Annotated in this window: 14 protein-coding genes and 1 other annotated feature; of the genes, 4 read left to right on the top strand and 10 right to left on the bottom strand. The window is 35.4% G+C overall.

The annotated features are described in order from the left end of the window. The first annotated feature begins 86 nt into the window (after positions 1-86). Both NBE98_RS21545 and NBE98_RS21550 read left to right on the top strand, forming a co-directional pair. Entirely contained in the window at positions 87-1,808 is a 1,722-nt protein-coding gene (locus NBE98_RS21545; protein WP_250817122.1) for a [Fe-Fe] hydrogenase large subunit C-terminal domain-containing protein, read from the top strand. Next, positions 1,805-2,977 carry a SpoIIE family protein phosphatase gene (locus NBE98_RS21550; protein ID WP_250817124.1) on the top strand — a complete coding sequence of 391 codons (1,173 nt, stop codon included), beginning with the start codon at positions 1,805-1,807 and terminating at the stop codon, positions 2,975-2,977. Before NBE98_RS21545 ends, NBE98_RS21550 begins: the two co-directional genes overlap by 4 nt. 72 nt (positions 2,978-3,049) lie before the next feature. Here NBE98_RS21550 and NBE98_RS21555 read toward each other — a convergent pair whose 3' ends face one another. The 3 genes from NBE98_RS21555 to NBE98_RS21565 form a co-directional block, all read right to left on the bottom strand. Beyond that, on the bottom strand, positions 3,050-3,385 hold the full coding sequence (locus NBE98_RS21555; RefSeq protein ID WP_250817126.1) for a hypothetical protein: 336 nt from the start codon (positions 3,383-3,385) through the stop codon (positions 3,050-3,052). Positions 3,386-3,489: 104 nt separating this feature from the next. Then, positions 3,490-3,789 (bottom strand): hypothetical protein, encoded by a 300-nt coding sequence (locus NBE98_RS21560; protein ID WP_432432691.1) that lies wholly within the window; start codon positions 3,787-3,789, stop codon positions 3,490-3,492. Positions 3,790-4,005: 216 nt separating this feature from the next. Next, on the bottom strand, positions 4,006-4,338 hold the full coding sequence (locus NBE98_RS21565; RefSeq protein ID WP_250817130.1) for a hypothetical protein: 333 nt from the start codon (positions 4,336-4,338) through the stop codon (positions 4,006-4,008). Positions 4,339-4,638: 300 nt separating this feature from the next. Between NBE98_RS21565 and NBE98_RS21570 the strand changes: the two genes are divergently transcribed. Further along, positions 4,639-5,127, top strand: a complete 489-nt coding sequence (locus NBE98_RS21570; protein ID WP_250817132.1) for a hypothetical protein — start codon at positions 4,639-4,641, stop codon at positions 5,125-5,127. Between the two features lie 49 nt (positions 5,128-5,176). Here NBE98_RS21570 and NBE98_RS21575 read toward each other — a convergent pair whose 3' ends face one another. The 3 genes from NBE98_RS21575 to NBE98_RS21585 all read right to left on the bottom strand — a co-directional run bounded on the left by NBE98_RS21575 (position 5,177) and on the right by NBE98_RS21585 (position 7,660). Continuing rightward, positions 5,177-5,521 (bottom strand): hypothetical protein, encoded by a 345-nt coding sequence (locus NBE98_RS21575; RefSeq protein WP_250817134.1) that lies wholly within the window; start codon positions 5,519-5,521, stop codon positions 5,177-5,179. 125 nt (positions 5,522-5,646) lie between these two features. Further along, complete coding sequence (locus NBE98_RS21580; protein WP_250817136.1) at positions 5,647-6,645, bottom strand: LacI family DNA-binding transcriptional regulator; 999 nt, start codon at positions 6,643-6,645, stop codon at positions 5,647-5,649. Between the two features lie 208 nt (positions 6,646-6,853). Next, positions 6,854-7,660: a formate/nitrite transporter family protein gene (locus tag NBE98_RS21585; protein WP_250817138.1), complete on the bottom strand. Its 807-nt coding sequence runs from the start codon at positions 7,658-7,660 to the stop codon at positions 6,854-6,856. Between the two features lie 305 nt (positions 7,661-7,965). Here NBE98_RS21585 and NBE98_RS21590 point away from each other — a divergent pair, with 305 nt between their 5' ends. Continuing rightward, entirely contained in the window at positions 7,966-8,778 is an 813-nt protein-coding gene (locus tag NBE98_RS21590; RefSeq protein WP_250817140.1) for a ZIP family metal transporter, read from the top strand. Between the two features lie 125 nt (positions 8,779-8,903). Here the strand turns inward: NBE98_RS21590 and NBE98_RS21595 are convergent, their stop codons facing one another. From NBE98_RS21595 to NBE98_RS21610, 4 genes are all read right to left on the bottom strand, one after another. Next, the gene (locus tag NBE98_RS21595; RefSeq protein ID WP_250817142.1) at positions 8,904-10,151 is read right to left on the bottom strand and encodes a CapA family protein; all 1,248 of its coding nucleotides are present in this window, start codon (positions 10,149-10,151) and stop codon (positions 8,904-8,906) included. A gap of 125 nt (positions 10,152-10,276) precedes the next feature. After that, positions 10,277-13,381, bottom strand: coding sequence for an isoleucine--tRNA ligase (gene ileS, locus NBE98_RS21600; RefSeq protein WP_250817144.1), 3,105 nt, complete (start codon positions 13,379-13,381; stop codon positions 10,277-10,279). A gap of 62 nt (positions 13,382-13,443) precedes the next feature. Next, positions 13,444-13,699: a binding site (T-box leader), on the bottom strand. Between the two features lie 194 nt (positions 13,700-13,893). After that, positions 13,894-15,105: a cation:proton antiporter gene (locus NBE98_RS21605; RefSeq protein ID WP_250817145.1), complete on the bottom strand. Its 1,212-nt coding sequence runs from the start codon at positions 15,103-15,105 to the stop codon at positions 13,894-13,896. 268 nt (positions 15,106-15,373) lie between these two features. Beyond that, positions 15,374-15,532 carry a hypothetical protein gene (locus tag NBE98_RS21610; RefSeq protein ID WP_250817146.1) on the bottom strand — a complete coding sequence of 53 codons (159 nt, stop codon included), beginning with the start codon at positions 15,530-15,532 and terminating at the stop codon, positions 15,374-15,376. Between the last annotated feature and the right edge of the window lie 2 nt (positions 15,533-15,534).

Below are 15,534 nucleotides of genomic sequence, written 5' to 3' on the forward strand. Positions count from 1 at the left end.
CTTGTACTAGATAATTTTTTAACAATATAGTATATTAGAATTATCGTTAACAAATTTTTGAAGTAAAAAATATGAGGGGGTTTAAAATGGAACTTATCAATTTTTCCAAAGCAAATTGCAGAAGCTGCTATAAATGCCTTCGTTCCTGCCCTGTTAAAGCAATTAGAATAAAAAATGACCAAGCCAAAATAGTTGAAGACAGGTGTGTAGCCTGCGGCCAATGCCTAGTGGTTTGTCCCCAAAATGCAAGGCAGATAAAATCAGATTTATTCAAAATAAAAAATGCAATTCTTACGGGTAAAACTACTATTGCTATAGTTGCTCCTTCCTTTGCTGGTGCCTTCAGTATGGAAGCTCCTGGTCAGCTTGTATCAGCATTAAAAAAACTTGGCTTTGATCGAGTTGAGGAAGTTGCTTTAGGTGCTCAAATAGTCACTAATCTTTATAATGAGTACATGAACAGCACAGAAAAGAAAAATTTTATAACAACAAGCTGCCCTTCTGTTAATTATTTAATAGAAACCTACTATCCAACTTTGGTAGATTATTTAATACCTGTTGATTCTCCTATGCTTGCTCACGGAAAGGTTTTAAAAAATGAATACCCTGATTGCTTTGTAACCTTTGTTGGTCCTTGTACTGCTAAAAAATTCGAAAGCGTAGATAAGGGCAATTTAGGTATTATTGATGCTGTTTTAACCTTCGATGAACTTCATAAGCTGCTTGAAGAAAGGAAAATAGATTTAAATAATGTTACGCCTACGTCTTTTGATAAAAATGGAACTTTAACTGGGCGTTTATTTCCGGTTCCAGGCAAGCTGAGCTTAGAATTTAAAAGCGACAAACTGAGCCATTATGAAAATATAACTGTAGATGGAATGGACAGGTGCGTTCAGCTTTTTAATGCTATGGAAAAAGGCGACATTGACAATGTTATAGTTGAAGCCCTAGCCTGTAGAGGCGGCTGTATAAATGGCCCTGCTATGCCTAAAGACGAAATTGATTTCTTTTCAAGAAAAAGAAGCATAAATAAATATTTAAAGGAAAACATGGAAAATGCAGCTCCTTGTAACCTTGAGAGCATAGCATCAATCAATTTTACTAAAGAATTTAAAGATAAAAGCTTAGAGCCAAGCGTTATAGATGAAGAGAAGATAACTCAAATTCTTCACAAGCTTGGCAAGTATACACCTTCTGATGAGCTTAACTGCGGGGTATGCGGTTATAATACTTGTCGTGAAAAAGCTCAAGCTGTACTAGACGGAATGGCTGAACTGAATATGTGTATTCACTATATTAGAAACAAAGCAGAAAGTATAACAAATGTTGTCTTTGAAACCTCACCAAATGCTATTTTTACCTTAGATGAAGATTTGCTTGTGAAAGATTTTAATCCAGCCTCTGAAAGTATGTTTAAAGTTAAGTACGAAGATATTAAAAACAAACATATATGCCTGTTGATGGATGACAGCAACTTTTACAAGGTTAAAGACTCAAAAGAAAACATAGTAGGAAATAGAGTTACTATTCCTGAACTTGACCTTGTTGTCCTTGAAAATATAATATATTTAGAAAATCACGGTATGTTTTTGGTTATCATAAACGATATAACAATGCAGGAAAAAAGCAAGGGTGAACTGGCTATAGTTAAAGAAAAAACCTTAGATGCCGCTCAAGCAGTTATCGAAAAGCAAATGAGAGTTGCACAGGAGATAGCAAGTCTGCTTGGAGAAACTACCGCAGAGACAAAAGTTATCTTAACAAAGCTTAAAGCTATAGCACTTGGAGAAATGAGTGGTGGGAAATGAGTTATTTTATAGACGTAGCATATAACAGCTTAAATAAAAATGGAGAAGAACTTTGTGGAGATAAGGTTGAAGTTATAAAAACTTCTGAAGGAGTAATCATAGTTATGGCCGACGGCCTTGGCAGCGGTGTTAAGGCAAATATACTTGCAACCTTAACCTCCAAAATTGCAGGAACAATGCTTAAGGAAGGTCTTAGTATTTATGAAACAGTAGATACAATAGCTCATACTCTGCCTGTTTGCAGCGTAAGACAGCTGGCTTACTGCACTTTTACAATAATAAAAATTTTAAATGATGGTAATGTCCATGCTATTGAGTATGATAATCCTGCTTATTTTTTAATAAAGGATGGAATTATTACCGTTCCAGAAAAAAAGGAAATTACTATAGAAGATAAGCATATAACAGAAAGTCACTTTAAGCTTGAGGTAAATGATGTACTTACTGTTGTTAGTGATGGAGCAATTCACGCAGGGGTTGGTGCTATCTTGAATCTTGGCTGGCAATGGAATAATGTTGCAGATTATCTTGAGGCGCTTGCACCAGTTGAAAGCTGTTCTGCAAATATTTCAAAAGACTTAATTCAAACCTGTCAAAAGCTTTATGCAGGAAAACCTGGAGATGACACTACAGTTGTTTCAGTTACTATAAGGCAGCCTGAAATAGTTACTATATTCACTGGTCCGCCTAAAAAAACTGAAAATGATAAGCTTGTCATACAAAAGCTTATAAAAAATACCGGCATAAAGGTAGTCTGCGGCGGTACAGCTGCTAATATAGCTGCACGAGAGCTTAATGAAAAAATCACTGTTGATTTGGAGTATTATGACCCTTCAGTACCCCCAACTGCCAAGATAAAAGGAATAGATTTAGTAACAGAAGGTGTGTTAACCCTTAGTAAAGCAGTTGAGAAAATGAATACCTATATAAACAGCTCCCTTGATGATAAAATATCCTTAAACCTAGATGGCAAGGACGGTGCGTCCAGGCTAGCACGGCTTCTTATAGAAAACTGTACTCATTTGAGGCTGTTGGTAGGGAAAGCAATAAATCCTGCTCACCAAAACCCAGATTTTCCTTATGAATTAAGTATTAAAGTGAGAGTTGTTGAACTACTAATCCAAGCAATGAAAAGCTTAGGAAAAGAAGTTGAAATTGAATATATATAAAATAGGAAAGCCCCTATCTATTTGGATAGGGGCCATTATTTCCAAAGTATTAAACTTCTATCTTATGTCTTTTTACCAGCCGCTTCCTACAGCGTTTTGAACGAATGCTGCAATTCTGTCTATTGGAATATCAACTATGGATCCTAAGTTGTTTACTTGGCATGAAGCTCTTCCTTGTCCGCCTGGGCTGTTGTTGCCTTGAATACCAAAGCATGGGTCACAGCAATTTCCAAGTGCGCAGCCTGGTGCTGGTCCTATCTGAGTTATAAGCCTTACAAAGTTGCAGTTAACGCTAGCTAGTACTCCTGTGAATCCTCTTCCAGATTCACCTCCGCTTGTTGTGAAAATTGTAACTGTTTGACCAATGTTTCTTGCTAAGCTATTTACTAAGCTATATCCGTTTGCCATCCTAAGTTTCCTCCTTTCTTATATTTAAGATTATTTGTCAGGACTGTTTGTCCTAGTATATATTATGTTTCCAACGAAAAATGGTTACAGCTTTTAAAACTTTTTTATATTGTGTTGTGCACGAAAGCTGCAATTTTATTTAATGGAATATCAGTTATTGTTCCAAGGCTTACTCCTGCTTCATCTACCATTGAACTGCTATTATCAGCATATATTTCTGGAGCTGAAGCAAGCTTAGACAATATCTTAATATAATCTTTTTTCACGTCAAGAAGTACTCCTGTAAAACCTGAGCCAGACTCTCCGCCGCTGACAGTATATATAGTTATTGTTTGCCCTATGTATTTTATAAGGCTTTGAATAAAGCTGTCGTCGCTTAAATAGACTTTGGAAGCTTTTTTGATTCCCAATTCATAATTACAGCCTTGTTTAACATACAGCTTCTTTTTTTTAGTCCTTATATTAAATATATTTATATTTCTTCTAAACACTAAGGTTTCCCCTCTCGCAATATTTAGCTAGTTCATAATATGAGTGAAAGTTCAAAAGTGTTACTTTGCTTTTGCATATAATTAAGGCACCACCTGTGAGGGTGATGCCAAATTGCTAAATTAAATTAGTTACCAGCTTCCGCCTACAGCGTTGTGAACGAAGGAAGCTATTCTGTCTACAGGGATATCTACTACTGAACCTAGGTTGTTTACTTGACATGAGGCTCTTCCCTGTCCACCTGGGCTATTATTACCTTGAATCCCAAAGTTTGGATCACAGCAACTTCCAAGTGCGCAACCTGGTGCTGGTCCTATTTGAGTTATAAGTCTTACAAAGCTTGGATTAACCATTGCTAGAACACCTGTAAAGCCGCTGCCTGATTGTCCTCCGCTTGTTGTAAAGATAGTAACTGTTTGACCAATGTATCTTGAAAGATTATTTAAGAAATTTCCGTTTGGCATCCTGTGTTTCCTCCTTTCTCATTATGCAGATATGTCAGGACGTCTTGTCCTGCTACATACTATGACGACTTTATAAAATGTGCTACAAAATTTTTTTAAAAAAATAAATTTGTTGTACTTGCTATTAGCTGAATATATATCCATAAAAATACCAAAAATAATAATATATAATGCAATAAAGTTCTTACACTAGCAATGTCACAAAATATCCAGGTTTCAAGGGTTTTTGGGACACTGATAGTGTATTAGAACTTTTGCATTATATACTATATAAAGTCTTAAGTGATTGGTGGCATTTATATGAATAAACCTTATATTTTTCTAATACTAACAATTCAGCTCTTTTTATTTAGCAGCTGCACAGCTGTTAAATCCAGTGATTTAATTAAATCCAACTCAATTAACCCATACTCTATAAAAGGCTCGAATCAAGGCTTGGTAAATTCATATTTTTACAAGGATGGAACTTATATTGGCGAGGGTGATTTAAAAGACTACGGAAAAGAAATTGCTACCATAACCATTAACGATGGTAAAATAACTGATGTAATTTATCAAAGAGTAGATGCTTCAGGAAAAGAGCTAATAAGAACAGAAAGCTGCAATATAAAAATAACTGATTTGAGAAGGGAAATATTAAAGGATGACATAATGTCAGACATAGGAATTTTAGTTAATGAGGTCATTAAGAAACAAAGCTACGATATAAGCCTGCCAACAAATAATAAGGATATGTTCTTAAATTGGAGGCTTGCTGTAAAACGTGCCATGGAACAAGCAAAAAAATAATCTAGGACTGTCTTTAAAAGGCAGTCCTTTAAATTATGACTTATGGGTTTTAATTTCCTACAGCATTGTGTACAAAAGATGCTATCTTGTCTATTGGAATATCAACTATAGACCCTAAATTATCAGGTCTGCAGCTGGCTCTTCCTTGATTTCCCCTCTGATCTTCCATCATGTTGTCCTCAAAATCTGATACATCTAATAAATTATCGCAGCAGTTTCCTAACGCGCAGCCTGGTCCAGGACCTATTTGTGTAACCAGTCTCACAAAATCTGGACATACCAATGTAAGAACTCCAGTAAACCCTCTTCCTGATTCTCCACCACTTGTAGTAAATATTGTAACTACCTCTCCAATATTATTTGCTAATTCGGCAAAAAAATTATAGCCATCCATCCTCTGTTTCCTCCTTTCTAGTTATAAGTAATCTATAGGACCACTTGTCCTAATGCATAATATGATTTTCCATAAAAAAGGTTACAAAAAAATATCCTCCGTATCATTCGGAGGATATTATCATATTACTTTTTGCAGGAATCTCTTTTTACAACTTCATGAGGCAGTACGAAATGATGTTGAACCAGTTCAGCCCCATTTATTATCTTAATAAGCATTCTCATCCCAACTGAACCCATATCATACATTGGCTGTACAACTGTAGTTAGCTTTGGATAAAAGATTGATGCGCTGTATATATCATTAAAGCCCATAACCTCTACATCTTCAGGAACTCTTTTGCCTTCTTCTCTAAGTCCATTTATTACTCCCATGGCTATCTCATCGCTTGCACAGAAAACAGCATCTATATCTGCCTTCTTTACAATCTCTTTTATTCCTTCATAGCCATCATTAGCCTTCAAGCCGCTAAAGTAACATATGTTCTTATCAAATTCCATATTATGCTTCTCAAGAGCAGCTTTATAGCCCTGAAACCTATATGCAGCAGCATTAACTACGTCCTCATGTGTTCCTACATAGCCAATTCTCTTATTACCATTCTTTATAAGGAATTCAGTTGCATCTAAAGCTCCCTTTTCATTATCAATAGTAACGCTTGGGAAAGTATTTGCCCTATCTGTAGTCTCAACTAAAACTACTGGCATCTCTAAGCTTTTTACCAAATCAATTATAGCTGGCTCCAAGGAATTACTCATATAGATAACTCCATCAACCATCTTTTCCTTTAAAACTCTAAGATATTCCATTTCCTTGTCCGGATCAAGGTCAGTATTGCAGAGCATAATATTGTAGTTATAAATATTAGAAACATCCTCTGCTCCTCTAACTATTTCAGGATAAAACTGGTTTGATATGTCAGGTATTATTATTCCGATTGTTCTACTCTTTTGAGTCTTTAAACTTCTTGCAACAATATTAGGTCTATAGCCTAACTTTTTTATAGCTTCTTGAACTTTTTTCTTAGTCTCTTCATTAACAACATCTACATCATTTAAAACTCTAGAAACAGTGGCAATAGATACTCCTGCTTCCTTCGCAACATCCTTAATTGAGGCCGCCACAATATCAACTCCTATTAATTATTCTTATTCCATAATTATACTTATAAAATGGTTGTTTTACAAGTTAATATATACTATATTTCATAATTCTTTATGTATATGCAATGCAATAAAGTTCTTACACTAATGTATTAGAACTTTCGCGTTGTATGTAGAAAAAAAAATTAGAGAAACCCTTACATATAGGTTTCTCTTTTAGTCACGTTTACTATACATTTTCTGAATTATTTTTATAAGCTACTGCATTCTTTTTTTGCTTTGATATAAACCAATAAGGAAGTCCTACAAATACTGCTCCCCCAACTATATTTCCCAAAGTAGCAAATATTAAATTGTGAACTACTGCCCCAACTGTTACCTCTACTCCATGAGAAAGTATTGCTGCTAGCGGTAAAAGAGTCATGTTTGCAACACTATGCTCAAAACCTGAGGTTATGAAAGCAAATATACACCAAAATATCATAATAAGCTTAGCAGTCTCATCCTTTAGCTTGTAAAAACACCAAACGCCCAAGCAAACTAATATATTACAAAGTATTCCTCTTGCAAAAATTTGAAGTGAGGTTGGACTAACCTTGCCATGAGCCCCTTCAATGATAAATTTGCTGAAATCGCCCTTTAAAATACCAGTTGCTAAAAATAATCCAACAGTAACTATGGAACCTATAAAATTTCCTATCCAGCTTGCTGCCCAAACCTTAAGAGCATCCAGCCAGCTTGTCTTCTTTTCTAAAGCACCAATCATCATGACCATGTTTGTTCCTGTAAACAGCTCTGAGCCTGCAACCATAACAAGGCTTAAAGCTATTGGAAAGGAAATTCCCATAACTATCTTATATGCTGGCGAATTTGCTGCATGGAGATATGCACCAACAATAAAAATAAATATAAAAGAAATACCTACAAACATTCCAGCTAAAGCTGCAGCTGTTAAATAACCAGCTGTATCATTTTTTACAACCTTCGCTTTTTTTTCAGCGTAGTGAACTACATTTTCTACATCTGAACTATACATCCCAAACCATCTCCCTAGTTGTAATGTTTATTTTATAAATAATATCATCTATAAGGTTTTAATTGTGAAACTCAACTTAAAACCCTATAAGATTATAACATAAAATTATTATATCTCCTATATTTAAATAATTTCCAATACTTTGTATTTTCTTGCTTTTATATTTTGTAACCTAGGACAAACTCTGTTTCATATAATACCATAGCTGGTAAATCTGCATGAACGCCTTCATTTACTAGTCTATGTGCTTAGTTATAATTTTATGTTAGCTTAAATCAATTATACGGGAGGTTTTGTAATCAATAATGTTTGAATGGTTTTCTAATTTAAATCACATTACTCAGGCTTTGATTGCCACCTTATTTACTTGGGGAGTAACAGCTGTAGGTGCAGCACTGGTATTTTTCTTTAAAACTGTAAACAAAAAAGTATTGGATGCAATGATGGGTTTTGCTGCAGGAGTTATGATTGCAGCAAGCTTTTGGTCTCTTCTGTCTCCTGCTATTGAAATGACTGAAAGCTCAGGAGGTATTACTTGGCTTCCTGCGGTGACAGGGTTCATGGCTGGTGGAATATTTCTTAGGTTAATTGATAAGGTTCTTCCACATCTTCACGTAGGTTTTCCAAAGGAAGAAGCTGAAGGCATAAAAACAAGCTGGCAAAGAAGTGTGCTTTTAGTACTAGCTATAACCCTGCATAATATCCCTGAGGGGTTAGCTGTAGGTGTAGCTTTTGGAGCACTTAACGCTGGTCTTCCATCTGCTTCTCTTTCAGGAGCTATTGCACTTGCCATAGGAATAGGACTTCAAAATTTTCCTGAAGGTGCCTCTGTATCCCTTCCTCTTAGAAGAGAAGGCTATTCAAGAGCAAAAAGTTTTGTTTTCGGTCAGTTTTCCGGTATGGTAGAACCTATAGCTGGCGTGCTTGGTGCCCTATTAGTTACAGTTGCAAAATCCATACTTCCCTATGCACTTTCCTTTGCTGCTGGAGCTATGATATTTGTTGTAGTTGAGGAGCTCATTCCAGAATCTCAACTTGATAAGAATACCGATATAGCAACCCTTGGAACTATGCTTGGCTTTGCTGTAATGATGTTTTTGGATGTTGCTCTTGGCTAAAGGCAAAAGTGCTAAGCACTTTTGCCTTTAAACTTCTGACAAAATATTATTTCAATAGTCTTTAGTAAACCAAACTGATACATTTTCTCCTATTGCCTTTTTAAGCTTTTAATTAACATTAAGAATTATTCTTTTGTTTTTAATGCTATCTTAGGATTGGTGGATTGTAAAATTGCTGTAGAATCCTTAAAAGATTGCCTTATAACGGCATTTTGAATATGTTTTGAATAATCCTCTTGACTAAAAATAGGTAAGATTTCAAAGGTAGTTTTTTTTGCTTCTGAATTATAATAAGCATCTACGACAGTGGGAATATATTCTACCTTTTCAATTACTGTACCATTACAATTCTTCTTTATCTCCAAATTCAGGATAACTCCGCTATCCTTATATCTTTCAGGCATATTAGCTAATATGTTTCCTTGAGAATAAATTACAAATCTATCCTTTTCTATACCGTATATATCTTTTACACTTTTCATAACAGCTGGCTGAAGCACATGAGGATGACTTCCTAATACAATATCTACTCCGCTGTTAAATAAAAAATTCACTATGTCTTCCTGAGTTTTGTTTTGCTTTGTAACATATTCGATTCCAAAATGCACACTTGCTATTACTATATCAGCCTTCAAATATTTTGCCTTTTTTATTTCTTCAAGCATTTTACTTCTATCTATTAAGTTAACTGCAAATTTTTCCGGAACTGTTATGCCATTGGTTCCATAGGTATAGGCTAAAAATGCTACCTTAATACCCTTGATATCTTCAATTAAAATTCCCTGACTGTCTTCCTTTGTCTTAAAGGTACCTGTATGTAAAAGCCCCGCTTTATCAAGATTTTCTATAGTTTTTTCTATGCCGTAAAATCTTCTGTCCAGACTATGATTATTAGCTGTTGTTACTAAATCAAAGCCCGCATCTCTAATATTTTGTGCCAATATTTCAGGAGAATTAAATTGTGGATACCCAGTATAGCTTTTTTCCTTACCTGAAAAAGTCGTTTCCAAATTTCCTAGAGCAAAATCTGCTTTTTCAATATATGGTTTAATGCTTTTAAACATCCTACTGTAATCATAATTTCCATTACTAAGAGCTCCCGACTTGATTTGTGCATCATGCATCATAATATCTCCTACAGAAGCTATAGTTATTGTTTTCTCTTCTTGCTTTTCTTCAATTATTTGTTCAGAATTAATTTCATTAATTTCCTGAGCAATACTATTCAGGTTAGGCATGCTTTCTTTAGCTTCACTGACCTGAGCATCCGACTTATTAACTAGAGTCAACCCTTGAACTGCTATGTTCTTGCTGCAATCGGCTACAGACAGCAGCATGGTCAAGACAACCACCGAAATAAGTTTTTTACGCATTAGTGGGTACCCCCATAACCCTATAATTATTTCTATTATATTAGGGCTGGAGGCAAATATTACTAATGCAAAAACAAATATATTTTAAATAAAAAAAAGCTAAGGATTTCTCCTCAGCTTTTTCATTATCTAACTACTTCAACAGCTAAATTTAACTTTTCACCGTTTATATTTGCTTCGCTGTATTCTTTTGAAGCATTATAAACTACTTCTATAGCAAGAGTTTCTCTCATTATATGAGCCTCAAACTTCTCAACTACAGCTTCAAGCATTTCGTTTCCAGCCACATAAAGAATTATCTTGTCAGCAACTTCAAAACCGCTTTCTTTTCTCATGTTTTGGATTTTGCTTATTATTTCTCTAACATGACCTTCTTCTTTAAGCTCATCTGTTATATGAGTATCAAGTACAACACCTATTTGCCCCTCTCCGGCGAATGCATAGCCTTCAAGTCCCTGCATAGTTACCAGCAAGTTCTCGCTGTTAAGCTCTATATCAGTTCCTTGAACATTTATAGTTACAGTTCCACCATTTTGAACTGTCTGAGCTAATTCCATCTGATTTCTTAAGCCAAGCTCTTTTCTTATTCCAGGTATAAGCTTTCCAAAAGCCTTTCCTAGCACAGGAAGGTTAGGCTTTATTTCAAAGTTAACATACTTGGATAAATCAGCACCTAGCACAAGCTCCTTAATATTAAGCTCATCCTTTATGATGTCTTCATAGTACTCTGGAAGTACCTTTGTGCTTATAAGCATTTGTGAAAGCGGCTGTCTGTTCTTTATATTAGCAGAATTTCTAGCGCTTCTTCCAAGCTTAACTACTCTGTAAGCTAAATCCATTTCAGCTTCAAGATCCTTATCTATAAGCTCTTCCTGAACTAATGGCCAATGGCATAAATGTATGCTCTCTGGTGCATTTTTATCTAAGCTTACTACAAGGTTTTGATAGATTTCTTCAGTTATGAATGGTACAAATGGAGCAGCTACTAAGCTTAAAGTTTTAAGAACTCTGTATAAGGTTACATATGCTCCAACCTTGTCGTCTGTTAACTCCTCAGTCCAATATCTAGCTCTGTTTCTTCTAACATACCAGTTGGATAATTCATCAACAAAGGACTCTATTTCTAGTGCAGCTTGAGTTATTCTGTAGTTTCCAAGATGGTCGTCTACAGTCTTAACTAAAGTGTTAAGCTTAGACATTACCCACTTATCCATCACATTACCGCTAACAAAATCCTCATACTTAGTTGGGTCAAACTGATCTATTTCAGCATAAAGCACATAGAAGGAGTAAACATTCCAAAATGTGCTTATGAACTTTCTTTGTGCTTCTATAACTGCTTCTTCATAGAACCTTGATGGAAGCCATGGAGCACTTGCAGTATAGAAATACCATCTTGTAGCATCAGCACCTTCGTTGTCTAAAGCTACCCATGGGCTTAATACATTGCCCTTGTGCTTACTCATCTTAAGTCCGCTCTTATCAAGTACGTGTCCTAGAACTACGCAGTTTTCAAATGGGTTTGTATCAAAGATTGCAGTTGATATAGCAAGAAGTGTATAGAACCATCCTCTTGTTTGGTCAACAGCCTCTGATATAAACTGTGCTGGGAAGTTTGCTTCAAACACTTCCTTGTTTTCAAATGGATAGTGATGCTGTGCAAACGGCATTGAGCCTGAATCAAACCAGCAGTCTATAACGTCTGGTACTCTCTTCATTTCTGCATGGCAGTGTGGACAATCCAAATGAACATTATCAATATAAGGTTTGTGAAGCTCTATATTTTCAGGTACATTCTTGCCCTTAGCTCTAAGCTCTTCCTTGCTGCCTATCATTTCTCTGTGGCCGCATTCACATTCCCAGATTGGAAGTGGAGTACCCCAGTATCTTTCTCTTGATATACCCCAGTCTATAACATTTTCTAAAAAGTTCCCCATTCTTCCTGTTCTAACGTTGTCTGGAAGCCAGTTTATCTTGTTGTTATTTTCAAGTAATTTGTCTCTTAAGGAAGACATCTTTATGAACCAGGATTCTCTTGGGTAATACAATAAGTGAGTATCACATCTCCAGCAGAATGGATAGGAGTGTGTAAAGCCTTCTGACTTATAAAGATTTCCTGTTTCTTTTAAATGCTCTATTATTTTAGGGTCAGCCTTCTTAACAAATAATCCAGCCCATGGTTCAACTTCTGGTATAAACTTACCTTCAGCATCAACTAAATTTAACATTGGAAGATCATATTTTCTTCCAGTTATGGCATCCTCTTCACCATAAGCAGGAGCAGTATGAACTACACCAGTACCATCAGTTAAAGTAACATAGTCAGCATGAACTACATAGAAAGCTTTCTTTTCTGGAGTTGAAAACTTAAACAGCTGCTCGTATTCTACTCCTTCAAGCTCTGAACCCTTGAACTCTCTAACTATTTCATACTCGCCCTCAAGCTTATTTAAAAGCTGCTTTGCAAGTATTAAGTTATCTCCGTTATTAACAACTTCAACATAATCATAAGCTCTGTTTATAGCTAAAGCTACATTAGATGGAAGTGTCCATGGAGTTGTTGTCCAAGCTAATATATATTTATTTTCATTTTTAACCTTGAATTTAGCATATACAGATGCATCTTTAACATCCTTATAGCCCTGTGCAACCTCGTGTGAAGATAGTGCAGTTCCGCAGCGTGGACAGTATGGAACTATTTTATGACCTTTATAGATAAGTCCTTTATCCCACATTTGCTTAAGCGCCCACCACTCTGATTCAATGTAGTTATCGTGGTAAGTTACATAAGGCTCCTCCATATCTACCCAGTAGCCAACTCTTTCTGTCATGTCTCTCCACTGCTCTACATAGGTAAATACGCTGTCCTTGCACTTCTTAACAAAGTCTTCTACTCCATATTCTTCTATTTGAGGCTTTCCTGAAATTCCAAGGGACTTCTCAACCTCAAGCTCAACTGGAAGACCATGAGTATCCCAACCAGCTTTTCTTAAAACCTTATTGCCTTTCATAACTCTGTATCTTGGTATAAGATCCTTCATAACTCTAGTTATAACGTGACCTATATGAGGCTTTCCATTTGCTGTTGGAGGTCCATCATAAAAAGTAAAATACTCGCCGTCTTGATTCATATCGAAGTTCTTTTTTATTACGTCTCTTTCTTCCCAAAGCTTAAGTATATCTTTTTCCATATCTACAAAGCTTCTAGAAGAGTCTACCTTCTTATACATTAAATCGACTCCTTTCACATTGCTATCTTAATTATTGCCATAAAAATAAAAAAACTTCATCCCAAAAGGACGAAGTTAAGTTCGCTGTACCACCTAATGTTCAAACGCCTATACGTTCTATCCTTTAACGCAGGAATACGGATGCACTTACTAATCTTCAGCTTTCAGCTCAGAGGTGATTTTCCTTAAAACTTCCCTGCAGGCTCTCACCATCAGAAAATCAACTTCTAGCAAATATCATAATATGAAGAAGTTATTTTCTGTGCCCGCTCTCTGTGAGTTCTATTATTAAGTACTTTTCCTCGTCAAAGCTTTTATATGTGCGGCGACACACCTAAAGGTGATGTCCCCAATTGTTTGTTTGCTATTATTTTATTACAGCCGTTCTAAATTGTCAATTTTTTTCATCATAACCTTATAAATTTTTTACATCTAAAAAGTTAAATTTTTATCTTCTTATCTTCTTATCTTCTTATCTTCTTATCTTGATATCAAGATATCTTCTTTTCTTCCTATATTGCTATGCCCGTTGGCTCATTGTGCTTATAATTCTTTTTCGAATAAACAATTTTTAATAATATAGGAGTCACAAGGGTTGTTATAATTACAATTAAAATTATAGGCGCAAAGAATTTATCCTCCATAAGTCCTACGCTTGCCCCCTTGTTTGCAACTATAAGGGCAACCTCACCTCTTGAAATCATTCCTATTCCTATCTTTAAAGATTCATCCTTAGAATAGCCACACATCTTTGCTCCAAGTCCGCAGCCTATAACCTTCGTAAGGACAGCAACTAAAAGAAGCACTCCGGTGAAAATAATCATATTTTTATCCATGGAGGTTACTGTAATCTTAAGTCCAACAGCTGCAAAGAATATTGGTGACAGCAGCATATAGGAGACCACCTCGAACTTTTGACTTATATATTTGGAGTGGATAGTATTTGCAAGTACTATTCCGGCAGCATAAGCACCAGTTATGTCAGCAACTCCAAACCATTCTTCAGAAATAAAGGCTAAAAGAAGGCAGAAAACAAAGGCCATTATAGGTATTCGTCTCTTTTGTCCTTGAGTAATGCATAGCCAGTTAAAAGCTTTGTAGAATATGAAACCGCATATACCCGCAAAAACAAAGAAAGCCGCTATCTTTAAAAGTACTACTGCCAAATTAACATTTGAATCTGCAGTACCAGTTATAATTGTTAATATAACTATTCCCATTATATCATCAATTACTGCTGCACCCATTATTGCAGTACCTGAGGATGTTTTTAGCTTGCCTAATTCCTGCAAGGTTTCAACAGTAATACTTACTGAGGTTGCAGTTAATATTACTCCAATAAACACATTTCTTAAAAATGCCGGTGATGCTAAGTTGCTTATTCCCCAGTCTCCTGTATAAACAGAAGCAACTATATACCCTCCAAGCAAAGGTACAATAACACCGATTAATGCAATTATAAAAGATGCTTTTCCACATTTTTTCAATTCCTTAATGTCAGTCTCTATACCCGCTGCAAACATAAGAACGATTACACCAAGCTCAGACAAATTGGATATAAATTCTGTTTCATGCACTAAGTTAAGCATTGCAGGACCAAAAATTATTCCCGCTAGCAGCGCCCCTACAACCTGAGGCATGTGAACTTTCTTGGTAATAAGTCCGAGTGCCTTTGTGGATAAAAGTATAATTGCAATGTCCAGTAAAAAATTAATAGAAATCATAATGTCTCCCCCTGTCTTCTCACTTAAAATGATTTAAAATATTTATAGTCCAGGCGCTCATATTTTATATAAGCTCCTGAACTATATAGACATAGTTTGTTATACCTTTCAAACAATTAAAAAGATTTTAAATCGTTTGATTATCTATTTCATAATTGTAGCACTAATCACAAAATTTCTCAATTATAGTAGTTTTTTTAACAATGTTTTTTATAATCAGCTAATAAATCAACTGATAAATTGACTAATTAATATTTTAGCTAAAATACTACTTAAACAGTACACGAGTCGGTAATATGGCTAAACCTAAGGATAACACTGCAATAGAGAGGCCAGCTAATCTGTTTCCCTGTCGCCAAACCTTCGATGCATACCTTATAGTGTTAAAAGCTATCAATAAATAACCTAAAAAAATAAACAGCGTCATAA

Origin of the sequence: Clostridium swellfunianum (genome assembly GCF_023656515.1) — a bacterium.
GTDB lineage: Bacteria > Bacillota > Clostridia > Clostridiales > Clostridiaceae > Clostridium_AT > Clostridium_AT swellfunianum.

What these genes read in the sequence shown, in the direction of transcription:
- NBE98_RS21545 (WP_250817122.1), top strand. Translation starts at nt 87, where the DNA reads ATGGAACTTATCAATTTTTCCAAAGCAAATTGCAGAAGCTGCTATAAA.
- NBE98_RS21550 (WP_250817124.1), top strand. Translation starts at nt 1,805, where the DNA reads ATGAGTTATTTTATAGACGTAGCATATAACAGCTTAAATAAAAATGGA.
- NBE98_RS21555 (WP_250817126.1), bottom strand. Translation starts at nt 3,385, where the DNA reads ATGGCAAACGGATATAGCTTAGTAAATAGCTTAGCAAGAAACATTGGT.
- NBE98_RS21565 (WP_250817130.1), bottom strand. Translation starts at nt 4,338, where the DNA reads ATGCCAAACGGAAATTTCTTAAATAATCTTTCAAGATACATTGGTCAA.
- NBE98_RS21570 (WP_250817132.1), top strand. Translation starts at nt 4,639, where the DNA reads ATGAATAAACCTTATATTTTTCTAATACTAACAATTCAGCTCTTTTTA.
- NBE98_RS21575 (WP_250817134.1), bottom strand. Translation starts at nt 5,521, where the DNA reads ATGGATGGCTATAATTTTTTTGCCGAATTAGCAAATAATATTGGAGAG.
- NBE98_RS21585 (WP_250817138.1), bottom strand. Translation starts at nt 7,660, where the DNA reads ATGTATAGTTCAGATGTAGAAAATGTAGTTCACTACGCTGAAAAAAAA.
- NBE98_RS21590 (WP_250817140.1), top strand. Translation starts at nt 7,966, where the DNA reads ATGTTTGAATGGTTTTCTAATTTAAATCACATTACTCAGGCTTTGATT.
- NBE98_RS21595 (WP_250817142.1), bottom strand. Translation starts at nt 10,151, where the DNA reads ATGCGTAAAAAACTTATTTCGGTGGTTGTCTTGACCATGCTGCTGTCT.
- ileS (WP_250817144.1), bottom strand. Translation starts at nt 13,381, where the DNA reads ATGTATAAGAAGGTAGACTCTTCTAGAAGCTTTGTAGATATGGAAAAA.
- NBE98_RS21605 (WP_250817145.1), bottom strand. Translation starts at nt 15,105, where the DNA reads ATGATTTCTATTAATTTTTTACTGGACATTGCAATTATACTTTTATCC.
- NBE98_RS21610 (WP_250817146.1), bottom strand. Translation starts at nt 15,532, where the DNA reads ATGACGCTGTTTATTTTTTTAGGTTATTTATTGATAGCTTTTAACACT.